The sequence below is a fragment of the Lacrimispora sp. BS-2 genome (genome assembly GCF_040207125.1).
Classification (GTDB): Bacteria; Bacillota; Clostridia; order Lachnospirales; family Lachnospiraceae; genus Lacrimispora.
This window is the reverse complement of sequence record NZ_CP157940.1, coordinates 737991-753900: the sequence shown is the minus strand read 5'-3', so window position 1 is coordinate 753900 and position 15910 is coordinate 737991. Positions and strand designations below refer to the sequence as shown.

General features: G+C 44.5%; 16 protein-coding genes. 9 read left to right on the top strand and 7 right to left on the bottom strand.

Features of this window, described 5'->3' with window-relative positions; translation table 11 throughout:
• Window positions 1–88: 88 nt before the first annotated feature.
• Window positions 89–640: a DUF1456 family protein gene (locus tag ABFV83_RS03695; RefSeq protein WP_349947593.1), complete on the bottom strand. Its 552-nt coding sequence runs from the start codon at window positions 638–640 to the stop codon at window positions 89–91.
• 129 nt (window positions 641–769) lie between these two features.
• On the opposite strand from ABFV83_RS03695, the gene ABFV83_RS03690 reads away from it, so the two are divergent.
• Entirely contained in the window at window positions 770–1732 is a 963-nt protein-coding gene (locus ABFV83_RS03690) for an aromatic acid exporter family protein (RefSeq protein ID WP_349947592.1), read from the top strand.
• 124 nt (window positions 1733–1856) lie between these two features.
• Here the strand turns inward: ABFV83_RS03690 and ABFV83_RS03685 are convergent, their stop codons facing one another.
• The 6 genes from ABFV83_RS03685 to ABFV83_RS03660 form a co-directional block, all read right to left on the bottom strand.
• A complete protein-coding gene (locus ABFV83_RS03685) occupies window positions 1857–2426 on the bottom strand; it encodes an N-acetylmuramoyl-L-alanine amidase (RefSeq protein ID WP_349947591.1) in 570 nt (189 codons plus the stop codon).
• A gap of 111 nt (window positions 2427–2537) precedes the next feature.
• Window positions 2538–3515: a hydrogenase expression/formation protein HypE gene (hypE, locus tag ABFV83_RS03680; RefSeq protein WP_349947590.1), complete on the bottom strand. Its 978-nt coding sequence runs from the start codon at window positions 3513–3515 to the stop codon at window positions 2538–2540.
• Window positions 3516–3560: 45 nt separating this feature from the next.
• Window positions 3561–4598 carry a hydrogenase formation protein HypD gene (gene hypD, locus ABFV83_RS03675; RefSeq protein ID WP_349947589.1) on the bottom strand — a complete coding sequence of 346 codons (1038 nt, stop codon included), beginning with the start codon at window positions 4596–4598 and terminating at the stop codon, window positions 3561–3563.
• Between the two features lie 3 nt (window positions 4599–4601).
• A complete protein-coding gene (locus ABFV83_RS03670; protein WP_349947588.1) occupies window positions 4602–4817 on the bottom strand; it encodes a HypC/HybG/HupF family hydrogenase formation chaperone in 216 nt (71 codons plus the stop codon).
• Window positions 4774–7146 carry a carbamoyltransferase HypF gene (hypF, locus tag ABFV83_RS03665; RefSeq protein WP_349947587.1) on the bottom strand — a complete coding sequence of 791 codons (2373 nt, stop codon included), beginning with the start codon at window positions 7144–7146 and terminating at the stop codon, window positions 4774–4776. Before hypF ends, ABFV83_RS03670 begins: the two co-directional genes overlap by 44 nt.
• Window positions 7107–7292: a hypothetical protein gene (locus tag ABFV83_RS03660; protein WP_349947586.1), complete on the bottom strand. Its 186-nt coding sequence runs from the start codon at window positions 7290–7292 to the stop codon at window positions 7107–7109. Before ABFV83_RS03660 ends, hypF begins: the two co-directional genes overlap by 40 nt.
• 280 nt (window positions 7293–7572) lie before the next feature.
• Here ABFV83_RS03660 and ABFV83_RS03655 point away from each other — a divergent pair, with 280 nt between their 5' ends.
• From ABFV83_RS03655 to ABFV83_RS03620, 8 genes are all read left to right on the top strand, one after another.
• The gene (locus ABFV83_RS03655; RefSeq protein ID WP_349947585.1) at window positions 7573–8211 is read left to right on the top strand and encodes a DUF1801 domain-containing protein; all 639 of its coding nucleotides are present in this window, start codon (window positions 7573–7575) and stop codon (window positions 8209–8211) included.
• 126 nt (window positions 8212–8337) lie between these two features.
• On the top strand, window positions 8338–9051 hold the full coding sequence (locus tag ABFV83_RS03650) for a response regulator transcription factor (protein WP_349947584.1): 714 nt from the start codon (window positions 8338–8340) through the stop codon (window positions 9049–9051).
• The gene (locus ABFV83_RS03645) at window positions 9041–10360 is read left to right on the top strand and encodes a HAMP domain-containing sensor histidine kinase (RefSeq protein WP_349947583.1); all 1320 of its coding nucleotides are present in this window, start codon (window positions 9041–9043) and stop codon (window positions 10358–10360) included. The genes ABFV83_RS03650 and ABFV83_RS03645 overlap by 11 nt, the downstream gene beginning before the upstream one ends.
• 15 nt (window positions 10361–10375) lie before the next feature.
• Window positions 10376–11893, top strand: coding sequence for an amino acid adenylation domain-containing protein (locus ABFV83_RS03640; protein ID WP_349947582.1), 1518 nt, complete (start codon window positions 10376–10378; stop codon window positions 11891–11893).
• Entirely contained in the window at window positions 11890–13089 is a 1200-nt protein-coding gene (locus ABFV83_RS03635; protein ID WP_349947581.1) for an alanine racemase, read from the top strand. The genes ABFV83_RS03640 and ABFV83_RS03635 overlap by 4 nt, the downstream gene beginning before the upstream one ends.
• On the top strand, window positions 13074–13301 hold the full coding sequence (locus ABFV83_RS03630; RefSeq protein ID WP_349947580.1) for a phosphopantetheine-binding protein: 228 nt from the start codon (window positions 13074–13076) through the stop codon (window positions 13299–13301). The genes ABFV83_RS03635 and ABFV83_RS03630 overlap by 16 nt, the downstream gene beginning before the upstream one ends.
• A complete protein-coding gene (locus tag ABFV83_RS03625) occupies window positions 13302–14888 on the top strand; it encodes an MBOAT family O-acyltransferase (RefSeq protein WP_349947579.1) in 1587 nt (528 codons plus the stop codon). It begins immediately after the preceding gene.
• Between the two features lie 11 nt (window positions 14889–14899).
• Window positions 14900–15865 (top strand): hypothetical protein, encoded by a 966-nt coding sequence (locus ABFV83_RS03620; protein WP_349947578.1) that lies wholly within the window; start codon window positions 14900–14902, stop codon window positions 15863–15865.
• Window positions 15866–15910: the final 45 nt, after the last annotated feature.

Below are 15910 nucleotides of genomic sequence, written 5' to 3'. Positions count from 1 at the left end.
ATATAACGTCTAATTACATTATACCACAAAAAAAATAATAAGCAAGACCCCTCTCCCTGGATCTTTAGACGGTTTTACCCGCCTTTTATCATTGGTCTGATCTGTATTTGATTGCCAGGCCCTTTAAGAAATTTCTGATATACCTGTCCTGGCACTCCTTATAATTGCGCTGGCCTTCCCTTCGCAAAAGCGCACTTAATTCACCGTTGGACAGATTGATTCCAACAGACTTGAAAATAGCAAGCATATCATCACCGGTAAGGGACAGGGCGATTTTAATTTTCTTAAGCAGGACATTATTGACTGATCTGTGGTCTTTCACCATGAGCAGCGGTTTTTCCGGCTCTCCCGGCTTTGACTCCTGCTTTCCCCGTTTAAAAATAATATAACCGTTTAAAAAAGACTCCAGCATAAAATCATTACAGATATCCCTGTTTTTATCAGCAATGGCCTTTTCTTCCCCGGAAACACCTGTATCGGTTTGAGGCTTTGTCAAAAGCCTTCGGATCCCTTCCTTTGTAGTTTTGATTCCGCCCAGTTTAAATATTTCTACCATATCAGAATCCTTGATATCCATGGCATACCGCAGTCTTATTAATATATCGTTGTTATCCACTCTGTTCCTCCTTAGGAAATACATTTTCTAAATGAAAACTGTAATAAAAAAATTATACTAATTTGTGAAGGAAATAGCAATCTTTCTGATGGGATGTTTATAAAAAAATATGGTATACTGTAAATATAAACTGCTTTTTAAGAGGTAATACACATGGATAAAGAAAAAATCATTAAAAGTATTAAAATTGCCGCTGCCGCAGTGCTGGCGATTACCATTGCCGCTGAGCTTGGTTTAAAGTATTCTGCTACGGCCGGCATCATCACAGTGCTCAGCATACAAAATACCAAAAGAGAAACCATTAAAAGCGCCAGAAACCGGACGCTGGCCTTTCTATGCGCGTTAATACTGGCTGCCGTCTCCTTCCGGCTTTTGGGCTTTACTCTTTTTGCATTTGCCTGGTACCTTCTATTATTTGCCCTGCTTTGCCTGTATGCGGACTGGGGAGAGGCAATTGCCATGGATTCCGTATTGATCACTCATTTTCTGTCCGAGAGATCCATGTCTGCTCCTCTCATAGGAAATGAGATCGCTTTGTTTCTGATCGGCACCACCGTTGGGATTCTGGTCAATATGCATCTTCGAAGGAAGGAAAAAGTATTTAAGAAACTGGCAGATGATGTGGATTCACAGATAAAGGGGATCTTATGCCGCATGTCTCTTTGGCTGATGGAGGAGGATAAAAGCGGATATGGCCCTGATTGTCTTATACAGCTTAAGGAAAGTCTGGACCTGGCAAGAACATGCGCGCTCAATAATTATAACAATGCACTTTGGAAAAAGGATTCCTACGAAGTGGATTATATACAGATGCGCCAGCAGCAAAGTATGGTGCTTCAGGAAATCTATGAAAATATTAAAAGCATCACCTGCCTGCCAAGACAGGCAAAGGAGGTGGCACTGCTTCTTAAGGGTATTGAACAGGGGTATCACAGGGAAAATACGGCAGAAGGGCTTTTAAGGGATTTAGACCTGTTATTTCAGGATTTAAAAAGCCATGAGCTGCCTTCTGACCGGGAGGAATTTGAAGTCAGGGCAATTCTGTTTTATATTTTAAAGCAGATAAAAAAACTGCTGATGATAAAAAGGGAATTTATTATGGCTCACCGCGGATAAGAGCCGGCTTCTCCCTTCCACGAATACCACTCCCGCTAAAAATGCCCTCCTTGCAGCAAATAGATGGAGTTCTCGTCCTATTTACCACAAAGGGAGCATATGATTGTATCCTGCTTAAAAATAATTATGCAAAACCAAAATATCTCATAATACCTAAAAAAATGCCATAAGCAAATCCATACTGGTCATCCCGCAGCTTCTCAGCATCCGATAAGTTGCTTAAGTAGGCTAATTCAACAAGGTTGGCCGGCATATTGGCATTTCTTAATACATACAGGGATGGATTCTCCCTGATTCCGTTGTTTATGGTTCCTGCTACCTGGTTTACTCCTTCCATGATCTGTTCTGCCAGCCACTGAGCCTGGGTGTAAAATTGATAAATGTATACCTCCGTACCACGAATTGCCGGATTGGGATTCAGATTACAATGTATGCTGATAAAATAGTCGGCCGGCCATTCATTTGCCATGGCAACCCTTGCTGCCAAACTGGTAGCATTATTAGTTCCTAATACGGTATCGGGTTCCGGTCTGGATACACGTGCCTCAAACCTTGGGTCACTATTTAACAGATTTTGCAGATAAATTCCAACCTGAAAGTTGATTTCTGACTCACTTAAACCATTGGCCTCTGCCCCACTGTTAAAAAATCCGCTGGGATTATGTCCTTGGTCAATAAATATTTTAATAGCCATATCAGCATTTCCTTTCATACTTAACTATAATAAATATATGACCTGATTCTGCAAATGCCACCTTACATTCAACTTTTTGGTTACTTTTACATACAAAAACACGAATTTCCCCTAGCAGATCCTGGGCAATCCCTCCCCATACAATACATCAATGGTTCTGCTTCCCTGCAGCCTGGTTTTCATGGTCACGCCCCTGCCCTCAAGAACCGTTCCGATAATTCTGGCGTTTTTCCCGTATTTGCTTTTCCAAACTGCCTCTAAAGCCTTTTGCGCCTGGTTTTCCGGAACGACCGCTATCATTTTTCCTTCATTTGCCATGTAAAGAGGGTCAAGGCCCAGAATATCACAGAAACCACGGACCTGGGGGCTGACCGGAAGAGTTTCCTCCCATATCTCCATCCGGCAGGAGGATTGATCCGCTGCTTCATTAAGGACTGTAGCAAGTCCTCCCCTGGTAACATCTCTCATACAATGGACCCGGATGTTTTCATCAAGAAGGTTTTTTACGATGAAGGAAAGGGGAGCGCAATCACTTGCGATCTGATTTTCGATTCCCATCCGGTGAGACAGAATGGCCGCATGATGCTCTCCCAGATTGCCGGAAAGAATGATGGCATCCTTTGGCCTGCAGTTTGAGATACTGATCCCTTCCTTCCGGATTTCTCCGATTCCAGAGGTATTGATATAAATTCCGCCGTTTCCTTCCACCACTTTTGTGTCACCGGCTACAATCCTTATTGCCGCCTCTTTTGCTGCCAGGGCCATGGAAGCGGCGATCTGTTCGATGCTCTCAAGCTCCGCACCTTCTTCTATAATAAAGCCTGCAGTCAGAAACTTAGGGACAGCCCCCATCACGGAAAGGTCGTTCACGGTCCCGCATACGGCAAGCTTTCCGATATTCCCGCCTTTAAAAAACAGGGGAGTGACTACAAAGGAATCCGTGGTATAGGCAATTTTCCCTTTTATATTCAGTACTGCGGAATCTTCCAGTTTATTTAAGGTCTTATTATTAAAATGTTTTAAAAACACCTCATTGATGAGATTGCCGGTCTGCTTTCCTCCGCTGCCGTAAGACATATCGATTTTCATGGCTGCGCCTCCTCTTGTCATGCTCTTACTCAAAGTTATACAGGATCAAGAATTCTGATACCAGATGCCGCAGGATCCTTCCTGAGACACCATACAGGGACCGATTGGGTGAAACGGGGTGCAGACTGTCTTAAACAGCGGGCAATCGGTTGGATTGATCCGCCCAAGTATCACATCCGTACACTTGCAGCCACTTGGCATATCCTCCTCAACCTCTTCTTCCCCGCTCCCGGCATCATAGGCACTGAATTCTTTCTTAAGCCTTAAAGCGGATTGTTCTATGGTCCCGATTCCCCGCCAAAAGCCATCCCCGGCTTCAAAATACTCCTTAATAAGGGAGGCCGCCTTCTGGTTTCCCTCCTCGGTCACAGCGCTGGCATACATATTCTTCACTTCAAAACGCTGCTTCTTTAGCTGGTTCATGATCTCGTATATGGCGGCCAGAATATGCTCCCCCTCAAAGCCTGCTATAACAAAAGGCTTCCGGTATCTGGCTGCCAGCTCCCGGTATACTCCGCTTCCGGTGATCACGCTGACATGTCCGGGACTTAAAAAACCGTCAATACTCTTCTCTTTTTTACAGAGAAAGGAAAGAGCCGGCATAATGGTCTTTAAGGAAGTAAGTAATTTCAGATTTTTAAGCTTCTTCTGCCGGATTTCCTCAAGTAGCAGGGAATAAACAGGAGCCGTGGTTTCAAACCCCACTGCCGCAAAGATATACCGGATCTCTCTGTTTTGCTCCGCTTCCGCCACTGCCATAAGGGGAGAATACAGGATCTTTACCCTTCCTCCGGCCGCTCTTGCTTCTGTCAGGGTCATTCTGCTTCCTTTGACCTTCATCATATCTCCAAATGTGAGCACACAATGGTTCTCCTTTAAGGAATATTCCGTCAGCTTATCAATATAGGCGGGAGAGGTAACGCAGACCGGACAGCCCGGACCTGAAATCAGCTGGATCTTAGGGGAGATCATGGTACGGATTCCGTTTTTAAAGATGCTGGACGTATGGGTCCCGCATACCTCCATGATCTTTACCGGCCTGCCGTCATAATGTTTCAGTTCTCTGATCACCTGGTCAATCATATGCTACTGCTCCTCCTGAAGCTGGGAAAATATAGTGAGAATTTCCTCAGCTACGTCTTCCTTTAAGACATCAATGACACAACCGGCATGTATGAGAACATAATCTCCGATTTTGGCATCCACCAGCTTTATATTGGCATCGGTTATGTTGTCCATAATGTTGACCCTTGCGTAATCACCTTTTATCTGAATTATTTTTCCCGGTACTGCAACACACATGGCATCCTGTCCTTTCCAAATCCATAATACCGGATTTTAAATATTTATTTCCCAGGTAAGCCTGGCCCAGGCTCACGCCTCCATCATTTGGGGGAACAGCCTGATTCAAATAGACATTAAATCCTTTTTCCCTTAAAAGCCTGACCGTATGCCCTGTCAGCAGGGCATTCTGAAATACGCCGCCGCTTAAGGCCACGGCATTGCTTAAGTATTTGCTCCCCAGCCTTTCGCAGATCGCTGCGGCCGCTTGTGCCAGGGCGAGATGAAAGCCAAGTGCCAGGGAACCTGTCTCCGCTTTATTTCTCATGCTGCAAAGAGCCTCAAAGACCGGCCGGGGATCTAATTCCAGGATATCCTCCTTTTCCTTTATGCCGAAACACAGATCAGCCGGCTTTACTACATTTCTTTCTGCAAGCACTGCCTCTTTTTCCAGCAATACGGCGCATTCCCCTTCATAATGGTTCTCATGCCTAATGTTTAAAACGGACGCTGCCGCATCGAACAGACGCCCCATGCTGGAGGTCAGGACTGTGTTGACATTATGCTGCAGGGCGGCTTTTATCACACCCATTCTTTCATCCTGAACGTAAGCTTCAAGACCTGCAAAAAGCAAATAGCAGGACGCTGTTTTCCTGGCATCCCTCATAGACCCGTCTCCTCCCAGAACGGGAAACATGCTTACATGGGCTGCCCGTATGAAATCACTTTCTTCACAGACAAGAAATTCTCCGCCCCATATGTTCCCGTCTGTGCCATAACCGGTCCCGTCAAAGGCTGCTCCAATCACAGGTCCCTTTAGATCGTGCTCCGCCAGGACCGACGCAATATGAGCATGGTGGTGCTGTACCTTAAGGACAGGGAGCCCTAACGCTTCTGCAAAACGCGCGGAATGGTAGTTGGGATGAAGATCACAGACCGCCAGCCCTGGAGCCATTTGAAACAGCCTGGTAAGATCTTTAAAGGATCTTTGAAATTCCTCTATAACCGCGGCTTCTTCCAGGTCCCCGAAATACTGGGATACCACTGCACGTTCCTTTTGGCAGAGGCAGAACGCGGCCTTTAAATCTCCTCCTGCCGCAAAGATTCCGGTGTTTGTCCAGTCTCTCCCTTCCTCTCCTTTTCTCTCTTCCTTAGAAAGGAAAACAGGATAAGGGACATAGCCCCTGCTTCTTCGGATCATCTGGGTTTTACCCTGTATAATCCTGGCAACCGAATCATCTACGGAACGGACGATCCTTCTTTTATTATATAGCACCCCGTTTAAATAAGGCGATGAGAGGGACAGCATGTGTCCATCCTCCCGAATGATAGGTTGTCCGGAAATATTGGCACTTGTCATGATAAGAGGACCCTGTTTTTCAGTCAGCATATATTGAAGGGGAGTATAAGGCAGAAAAGCGCCGCAATAAATACTCCCGTTTCCCGTAGAAGGTGCCATAGAATCCTGTTTCACGGACAGCAGCACGATTGGCCTTGCTTTTGATTCCAGCAATGTTGTTTCTTCCTCTGAGACCAGACAGTACTTTCTTATCTCCGAAATCTCCGGAAACATGACCGCAAAAGGCTTTTCCTCCCTGCCCTTTAATTTACGAAGCCTGTTTACGGTATCTTCCAGAAAAGGGGAACAAACCAGATGATAGCCTCCGATACCCTTAACCGCAACAATCCCTCCCTGTGACAGCACCTTTACCGTCTTTTCAAATGCTTCTTTTTCCAGCAGTTCACCAGGGCCATCTTCCTTATCCTGATAGATCAGATAAGGACCACAGTCATTGCATGATATGGTCTGGGCGTGAAAACGCCTGCTTTCAGGCGAGGTATATTCTTCCCGGCAAGCGCCGCACATGGAAAAATCCTTCATTGAGGTACGGTTTCTGTCATAAGGAAGATCCTCGATCATGGTATATCTGGGACCGCAGGACATGCAGCTTGTAAAGGGATTCCGGTATCTTCTGTCCGATGCATGGGAAAGCTCTCTCAAGCATTCCGGACAGACCGGCAGATCAGGCGGAATCACTGATATTTCCCCACTGGACCCGCTCTTTACAATGACAAAATCTTCAAGCTCCATGTAAGGAAGTTCTTCGGCTTCCATCTTTATGATTTCATAGCCGCCCCTTTTGTTTTCCTTAAGGTCAGAGAGAAACCGGTCAAGAATCTTTCTTTCAGACTGTACCACAATCTCAACGCAGCCGCCCACATTGCGAACGGTTCCTTTTATCCCATATTGCATGGCTGCACGATAAACAAGAGGCCGGAATCCAACCCCTTGTACAATGCCGTAAACCTTTATTTTTTTTGTAATGACCTTGCTTTTTCCACGATCCATTTCACTGCCTTTTCGTAACCTTCATCTGTCTTTCCGGATACCTTAATCACCGGAGCCTTTTGATTCAAAGCCCGGACTCTCTTCATAGAAAAGTCCTCGTCAAAATCAATATATGGCAAAAGATCACATTTATTCAATAAAATCAAATCGGCCTTCTCAAATACCAGAGGATATTTATACGGCTTATACCATATCAAGATAAATCAGAGGCGTTAAATCCATAATCATGATAATTTTACAATCTCCTATTAGGATTCTTTCCATATTCTATGGTATTTCCCCATGGCCAGTGCTGGTTTAAAGCAAAATAATTGAAACTATGATATTATTTCTACAGGAATTAAAAAGGGGAGAAAGAATTTTATTATTTATTTTAAAACGGATTTTTTGTGGTAAAATAAGACAAACCACAGAAGGAGGCAGAATATGGAACAGAAACTCCCGGCCACCATTGATGAATACATCGCCGGCCAACGCCCGGAAATACAGCCCATTCTGGGAAAGCTGTACCAGACCATAAAAGAGGCCGCACCGGAAGCTGCGGAAAAAATCAGCTGGGGAATGGCCACATTTGTCTATCACGGAAATCTGGTACATTTCTCCGCAGAAAAAAAGCATATTGGATTTCATCCGGCACCATCCGCTATCATTGCCTTTCAGGAAGAGCTGAAGGAATACCGTTACTCAAAGGGCACGGTTCAGTTTCCCTATGACAAGCCCCTTCCCCTTACACTCATAGAAAGAATGGTCCGATTTCGGACAGCCGAACAGGCAGCTCTTTTAAAAGAGAAAAAAGCGGGAAAAACAAAGGAAAAAACATTGCGGCCCCGCTATCCCATGCCCGATGATGTAATGGCGGAGCTTCATAAGGAAAATTTAACTGAGGCTTATGATGCCCGTCCTCCTTATCAGAGAAATGATTATATCAGCTGGATCACAAGAGCCAGACGTCCGGAAACCCGCAGGAAGCGGATCGACCAGATGCTTGATGAACTGCGTTCCGGTGATGCCTATATGGGCATGGCTTATTCCCCTAAAAAAAGTACAAAGACCGGTTCTTCCTGACCGGTCTTTTTTTAACTCTCGGACCATTTCTTAATAATTCTTAATTCCCCTGAATTTCATTGTTATTCTATCCATAAATGATATAATTTTTCTTATTAAAATAATAAAAAAGGAGGCTGCAGATCCATGAATACATCACAGCAGATATTGGTAGTGGATGACGATGCAGACATCCGGGAGGTCCTTCGCATTCAGCTGGAAAACAATGGCTATTCCGTATGGTCAGCAGCAAATGGAAATGATGCGGTCGCAGCCGTCACAGGCAATCCTGATATTGATCTTATTATTTTAGACATCATGATGCCCGGTTTATCAGGGATCGATGCCTGTACCCAGATCCGTCGGATATCCTCTGCTCCTGTGTTGTTTTTAACCGCAAAATCAAAGGAAAGTGATAAAACAGCGGCCTATGAAAACGGGGGCGATGATTATCTTGTAAAACCATTTTCACAGGCAGAGCTGCTCATGAAGGTCCGGTCTCTTTTAAGAAGATATGTTGTCTATAAAGGGAAAGGAACACCCCTCTCCGGCATTTCGGAAATCCGTCTGCAGGATATTCTGATCGACACAGCAGGCCATTTTGTTTACCGGGAAAATCAAAAAATTGATCTTACGGACACAGAGTTCCAGGTTTTGATGTATCTGGTCAGGAACAGGGGAAAAGCCAAAGATGCACAGGCAATCTATGAGGGCGTATGGAACGATAAATTCCTCCCTTCCTCCACCAATACAGTCATGGTACATATTTTAAAGCTGAGGAAAAAACTGGAACTGGATTTTAATAATCCTGCCATCATACGAACCGTTTGGGGAAAGGGCTATCAGATCGATGAAGCATAAATGGATCTCATCTTTAAGGTATAAACAAATATTTGTATTGATCTTGGGAGCAATCATCAGCTTTGGGATGTACTTTGCTGCCCAGGCCTTTGGTGATTATCTGGTATCCAGAAACCATATGAATGAAGATGCCGCATGGAAACGGCTGACCAATTATCAAAACTCTTTTGAACATTACATCAATAAATACCAGATATCCGTGAAAAACGTAAGTTCCATTTCCAAATGGGTGAAGAACCATAAATATGTTTACTTAACTATTTTTAACGGCGATGAGATCATCTACGAATCCGGCTTCTGGAATGATGCCTATACATCCTATGAGCCTGCCGGCTCCATTGAGGAAAACATCTGGGAGGCCACCCGGGATATCACATTCAGCGACGGCATCTATTCCGTATCCATCATCGATTCTTCGGAAATAAAATGGTATAACCTGGTATTCTATGTTTCATGGGGAGTGTTTTTCCTATTTCTGTTTGTGATCCTGATCATCTATAACCATCAGATCATCGCCAGGATCATGCTTCTGTCAAAAGAGGTGTCCCTGATTGAAAAAGGGGATCTGGAGCAGCCGATTTATTATAAAGGAAATGATGAGATTTCCCTTCTGGCAAGAAACGCGGATAACATGAGAAATTCCATTATTACAAGGTATAAAAGTGAAAAGGAAGCCTGGGAAGCAAACAGTGAGCTGATTACTTCCATATCCCATGACATACGAACGCCTCTTACCTCCCTGATCGGCTACCTGGAAATACTGGATTCAAAAAGCTACCATTCGGAAGAACAGCTTGACAAATACATAAAAAGCTGCCGTGAAAAATCCATTCAGTTAAAAGACTTATCCGACCGGCTGTTCCAGTATTTTCTTGTGTTTGGCAAGGAACGGATATTCATGCAGATGGAGACATTCGACGCAAAGATCCTGCTCCAGCAGCTATTTATGGAGTACGTGTTTGACCTTGGCAATCTGGGATTTGATGTAAAAACAGAATTTGCAGAGCAGCCATGCAGCATAACTGCTGATATCCAATATCTAAGGCGGTTGTTTGATAACCTGTTTTCCAATGTTAAAAAATATGCCGGTGGGGATGGGCCGGTCATTGTTAAAAGCTATATAAACGGCAATGACCTGATCATCACCATTTCCAATGAGATCCGCAAGGACAGCGTGTTTTTGGAAAGCACCAACATCGGACTAAAAACCTGTCAGAAAATAGCAGAACAAATGAACGGTACCTTTGAGATACAGAAAAACCGGACAAATTTCAAAGCCCGTATAACCTTTCCAATCGAACCAGTCTGAGAGGAGTAAAAACCTATGAAAAACGTACTGGAGTATCTTGAACACTCTGCAAGCATTTATCCGGAAAAAATTGCTGCACAAGACCTGGATAAAAGCTGCTCTTATAAGGAACTGTTATTAAACGCCAAAGGGATCGGCAGCTTTCTTTCCGGTTTTGAGTCACCAGGAAGCCCTGTTGTGGTTTTTATGGACAAAAGTGTAGAGGCATTGACCGCATTCATGGGAATTGTATATGCCGGATGCTTCTATGTCCTGATCAGTCCGGCACAGCCGGCTGCCCGAATCCGGCAGATTCTTCATGTACTGAATACCGGTTCCATCATTACCATGGGAGATACCGGGAACCTGCTGAAAGGCGTGGATTTTTCCGGTAATCTGTTTGACTACCATGAGATTGTAAAAAGCGAAATAAAAGAGGAACCCTTGAAGCTTATCCGCGGCCTGTCCCTGGATATCGATCCTCTGTACTGCAACTTTACCTCCGGTTCTACCGGCGTTCCAAAGGGCGTATTGGTCAGCCACCGGTCGGTCATTGATTTTATGGAATATTTCCCTTCCATGTTCGGCATAACCGGCCAGGACATTATCGGGAACCAGGCCCCCTTTGACTTTGATGTGTCTGTTAAGGATATTTATTCCACTCTTAAAGTGGGAGCCACCATGGTCATCATCCCAAAGAAATTATTCTCCATTCCCATGGAACTTCTTGACTTCCTGTGGGAACGCCAGGTAACAACCCTGATCTGGGCGGTCTCCGCTCTGTGCCTGATCACCCAATTAAAGGGGTTCACCTATAAGGTTCCCTCCAGAATCAATAAGGTCTTATTCAGCGGCGAGGCAATGCCTGTGAAGCATTTAACGATCTGGCAGAAATACCTTCCTGATGCACGTTACGTAAACCTGTACGGACCTACGGAAATCACATGCAACTGTACCTACTACCCTGTGGACCGGAAATTTGAAGCACATGAAACTCTTCCCATCGGAAAGGCATTTCCCAATGAAAAAGTCTTCCTTCTGGATGAGGATGACAAACTGGTTACCGAAAAAGACCGGATCGGAGAGCTTTGCGTATCTGGAACAGCTCTGGCGTTGGGGTATTATAACAATCCGGAGCAGACCAAACGGGCATTTGTCCAAAATCCCCTTAACACTCACTGCCTGGAAACGATTTACCGGACCGGTGATCTGGCTTTCTATCATGAGAACGGGGAGCTTTGCTTTGCCGGGCGCAAGGACTTCCAGATCAAGCATATGGGACACCGCATAGAACTGGAAGAGATCGAAGCCGTCATAAACAGCTATCCCCTTATTCAGCGGGCCTGCTGCGTCTTTGATGAAGAAAAGAACCGGATCGCCGCATTTTATGTGGGTGATATGGAAGGAAGGGAAATTTCAGTGCGGATGAGGGAATCCCTGCCAATTTATATGATTCCGTCTGCCTTTTATCCCCTGCCGGATTTACCGGTTACTGCAAACGGCAAAATAGACAGAAAAAAATTATTGGAACTGTGTAAAGGAAAACAGCCATGAACGAAAAAATGTTTGAACACGCCATTCATGAGTATAAAACCCCCTTCTACATTTTTGATACGGATATCCTGGCCATGCAGGTGGAAAAAATCAGAGATGTTCTTGGAGAGGACGTAGAATTATGCTATGCCATGAAGGCCAATCCATTTGTCATCAAGGATTTAGAAGAAATGGTGGATTCCTTTGAGGTCTGCTCTCCCGGCGAATTCGCCATCTGCGAAAGAGCCGGAATTAACATGGGGAAAGTCGTTATGTCTGGCGTACATAAGAAGCCTGAGGACATAGAATATGCCTTAAAACACTATGGAGATGAGATCATTTATACTGCCGAATCTCTCTCCCACTGGCAGATTCTTACTGCTTATTCAGAAAACCTTCATATCCCCATACGGGTCCTCCTCCGCCTGACCTCCGGAAACCAGTTCGGAATGGATGAAAGCCTGATCCGGCAAATCATTGCAGACGGCACCCATGAATTTATAACCATTGAAGGGATCCAGTACTTTTCCGGTACACAAAAGAAATCCATAACCAAATTGGAAAACGAACTTCATATGCTGGACCAATTTTGCCTGGAATTAAACCAGGATTACGGCTTTATCGTCAAAAAACTGGAGTATGGGCCCGGACTTCCCATCTGCTACTTTGAAGAAGAGAAAAATGAAGAGGAGCAGATGTTAACCGGCCTTGCCGGGTTTATCAAAAAGCTGGCCTTCGGCGGCAGGGTCGCACTGGAGATGGGCCGGTTCCTCGCTGCTCCCTGCGGTTCTTATGTGACCAGCGTGGTGGATAGGAAGATAAACAAAGAAGAGCCTTACTGTATCGTTGACGGCGGTATCCACCAGCTAAATTATTACGGGCAAATGCTGGCCATGAAAAAACCGCCCATCTTTCATTTTAATCAGCGGGAAGGAGAAAGAAGGGAATGGACGGTCTGCGGCTCTCTTTGCACGGTAAATGATGTGCTTGTAAAACAATACCCCTTCCAGAACCTTCAGTCAGGAGACCGGCTTATTTTCCAAAAGACCGGCGCCTATTCGGTAACTGAAGGCATGTCCTTATTTTTAAGCCGGGATTTGCCTCAGATCCTTCTCTATTCTGCAAAAGAAAATTTCCGGGTTGCAAGACCGCACGTTCAAACGGATGTTTTAAATTATTTTAAACCTAAGGAGACGAAACCATGGAACAATTATTAGAAATCTTAAATGACATCAACCCAAGTATTGACTATGAAACAGAAACAAGGCTCATTGACGGAGGGCTTTTAGACTCGTTTTCCATTCTCTCCCTCATTCCGGAGCTTGAAGATGCATTTGGCATCGAGATCACTCCCATGGATATGGTACCCGCTAATTTTAACTCCGCAAAGGCAATGTGGGATATGATCCATCGATTAAAAGAGGAATAAATGATGGCTTACAATTCACTCCTGTACCTTTTCATCTTTTTGCCGGTGGTATTGCTGGCCTACCAGCTTGCGCCCCAAAGCTTCCGTTATAAAGTACTGCTGATTGCCAGTTATGTTTTCTTCCTTTCCTTTAGCGGAAAACTGCTGGCATATCTGCTTTTTTCTACCCTTTCCATTCACCACATGGGTCTATGGCTTGCTTCCTGCAAAAAAGACTATATGCCGGCAGCTTACGCCCCGGAGGATAAAAAGGCAAAAAAAGCAGCCTATGATTCCAAACGCCGCAGGATCTTATGGCTTGGGATCGGATTGCAGCTTAGCATTTTATTGATTTTAAAATACTCTGGTTTCTTTTTTGAAAACTTCAACCTGGCATTAAAAGCAATATCCTTTCCAAGGCTTCTGCCTTCCATGAAATTCGCCCTGCCCATTGGGATTTCTTTTTACACCCTGCAGGCGATTTCATACCTGATTGATGTTTATTATGAAAAAATAGAGGCTGACGACAATTTAGGCAGACTGGCTTTGTACCTCTCCTTTTTTCCAACCCTTTTGGAAGGCCCGATCTGCCGTTACTCTCAGACTGCAAAAGCCCTCTGCCAGGGGAAGCCATTGGAATACAAGAACCTTACCTACGGCCTTCAGCGGATCATGTGGGGATTATTTAAAAAGCTTGTTATTGCAGACCGTCTTAATCTGCTTGTGGAAACGATCTTCGATACCGCCAATCATTACGGCGGGATCATCGTTATTGCCGGAGCCGTTTTATATACCTTTCAGCTATATGCGGATTTTTCAGGCTGCATTGACATGACCATCGGAACCGGAGAAATGTTTGGGATCGCCATCCCCGAAAATTTCCGTCAGCCTTTTTTCTCCAAAACTGCATCGGAATTCTGGAGACGCTGGCATATCACTCTTGGCGCCTGGTTAAAGGATTATATTTTTTATCCCATATCCTTAACCAAATTTGTCAAGAATCTGGGAAAGAAATCCCGGGCCAAATTGGGAAAGCATTTAGGGCAGATCATTTCCTCTTCTGCCGCCCTGTTTGGCGTATGGATCTTAAACGGGCTGTGGCATGGAACCGGGTGGAATTATATTTTCTTTGGAATGTATTATTTTGTTCTCATTCTATTGGGGAATCTGCTGGAACCGGTGATTCAAAGGATGGTTAATGCTTTAAGGATCAGCCGGACCTCCGCCTTGTACAGGAGCTTTCAGACGGTTAAACTGCTTGTAATTGTGTTTACAGGAGAACTGTTCTTCCGGGCGAATAGCCTGACCGCAGGAATGAATATGTTTCAGTCCATTTTCACCGGCTTTCACTGGTCGGCGGTCACAGACGGCTCATTGCTTAAGTTAGGACTGTCCCTTCCTGATTTCATTGCCGTATTTTTAGGTTTTATAGCGGTATACACAGTGGGATTGATCCATGAACAGGGGATCTCCATCCGTGACAGGATTTCCGGCTGGAATATGTTTGCCCGCTGGAGCTTTCTTTACGCTGCTATCCTTCTTATCATTGTTTTAGGAGCTTACGGCGACGGATATTTACCTGCAAAACTTATTTATGCCGGATTTTAAGAGGTGATGAGATGAAAAGCAAAAACAGAATTAAATCAATTTTATTTTTAACCGGACTTTTTATTCTATTGTACATTACCTCCTACCTGCTCCTTCCCTACAATAACATGGGGGATAACCTTTATAAAAAAGCAAACGGCATTCTAAAGGAGCCAAAAGACACCATAGATTATGTGGCAATCGGGGACAGCGAATGCAGTGCCAGCATTTCCCCCATGGAAGTCTGGAATGCTTACGGCTATTCCGGATATAACTGCGGTGTCCCAAGCCAGCAATTGCAGGATACTTACTACTTGCTGGAACGGCTGCTTAAAAGCCAGCACCCAAACCTTGTTTTTTTAGAAACCAATGCATTTTACCGGGATTTTAAATATATCAACTCCCTTGAAACTTCCATTGAAGAAACAGTGAAAAAAATATTTCCCATTTACAAATACCATGACAACTGGAAATATTTTCACTTTTATATGCTGAAAACCATAAGCCATAAGATAAAACCAGATTCTGCCACGGTTTATAAGGGATATCAATACAGCGCAATCGTGAATCCTTACAAGAGCGGGCCATATGTTACGGAAACAGAGGATGTTTATGTGATCGACGAACAGCCTTTGCTATACTTAAATAAAATCGTAAACCTGTGCAGGGATAAGGATATCCAGCTGATCCTGTACAGCGCACCGTCGCCAAAGTGCTGGTCCTACGCCAAGCACAATGCAGCCGCAGCCTTTGCAAACGAAAACCAGCTGACTTACATTGACTTAAATTTGGATATTGATACCCTGGGCATTGACTGGGCAAAAGACTCCCGTGATGACGGGGATCACCTAAACTACTTTGGAGCAAAAAAAGTATCGGACTATATGGGTAAATTCTTGTCAGAACACACAGACCTGGCTGATCACCGGAAGGAGGAACGGTTTGCAGGCTGGAACAGAGAACTGAAAAACTATCTTAAGCTTACGGAGCAGAATTAATTCTTAAAGAGCATTGGGCGGCCAAAAAACAGGCTGTTTCCAATG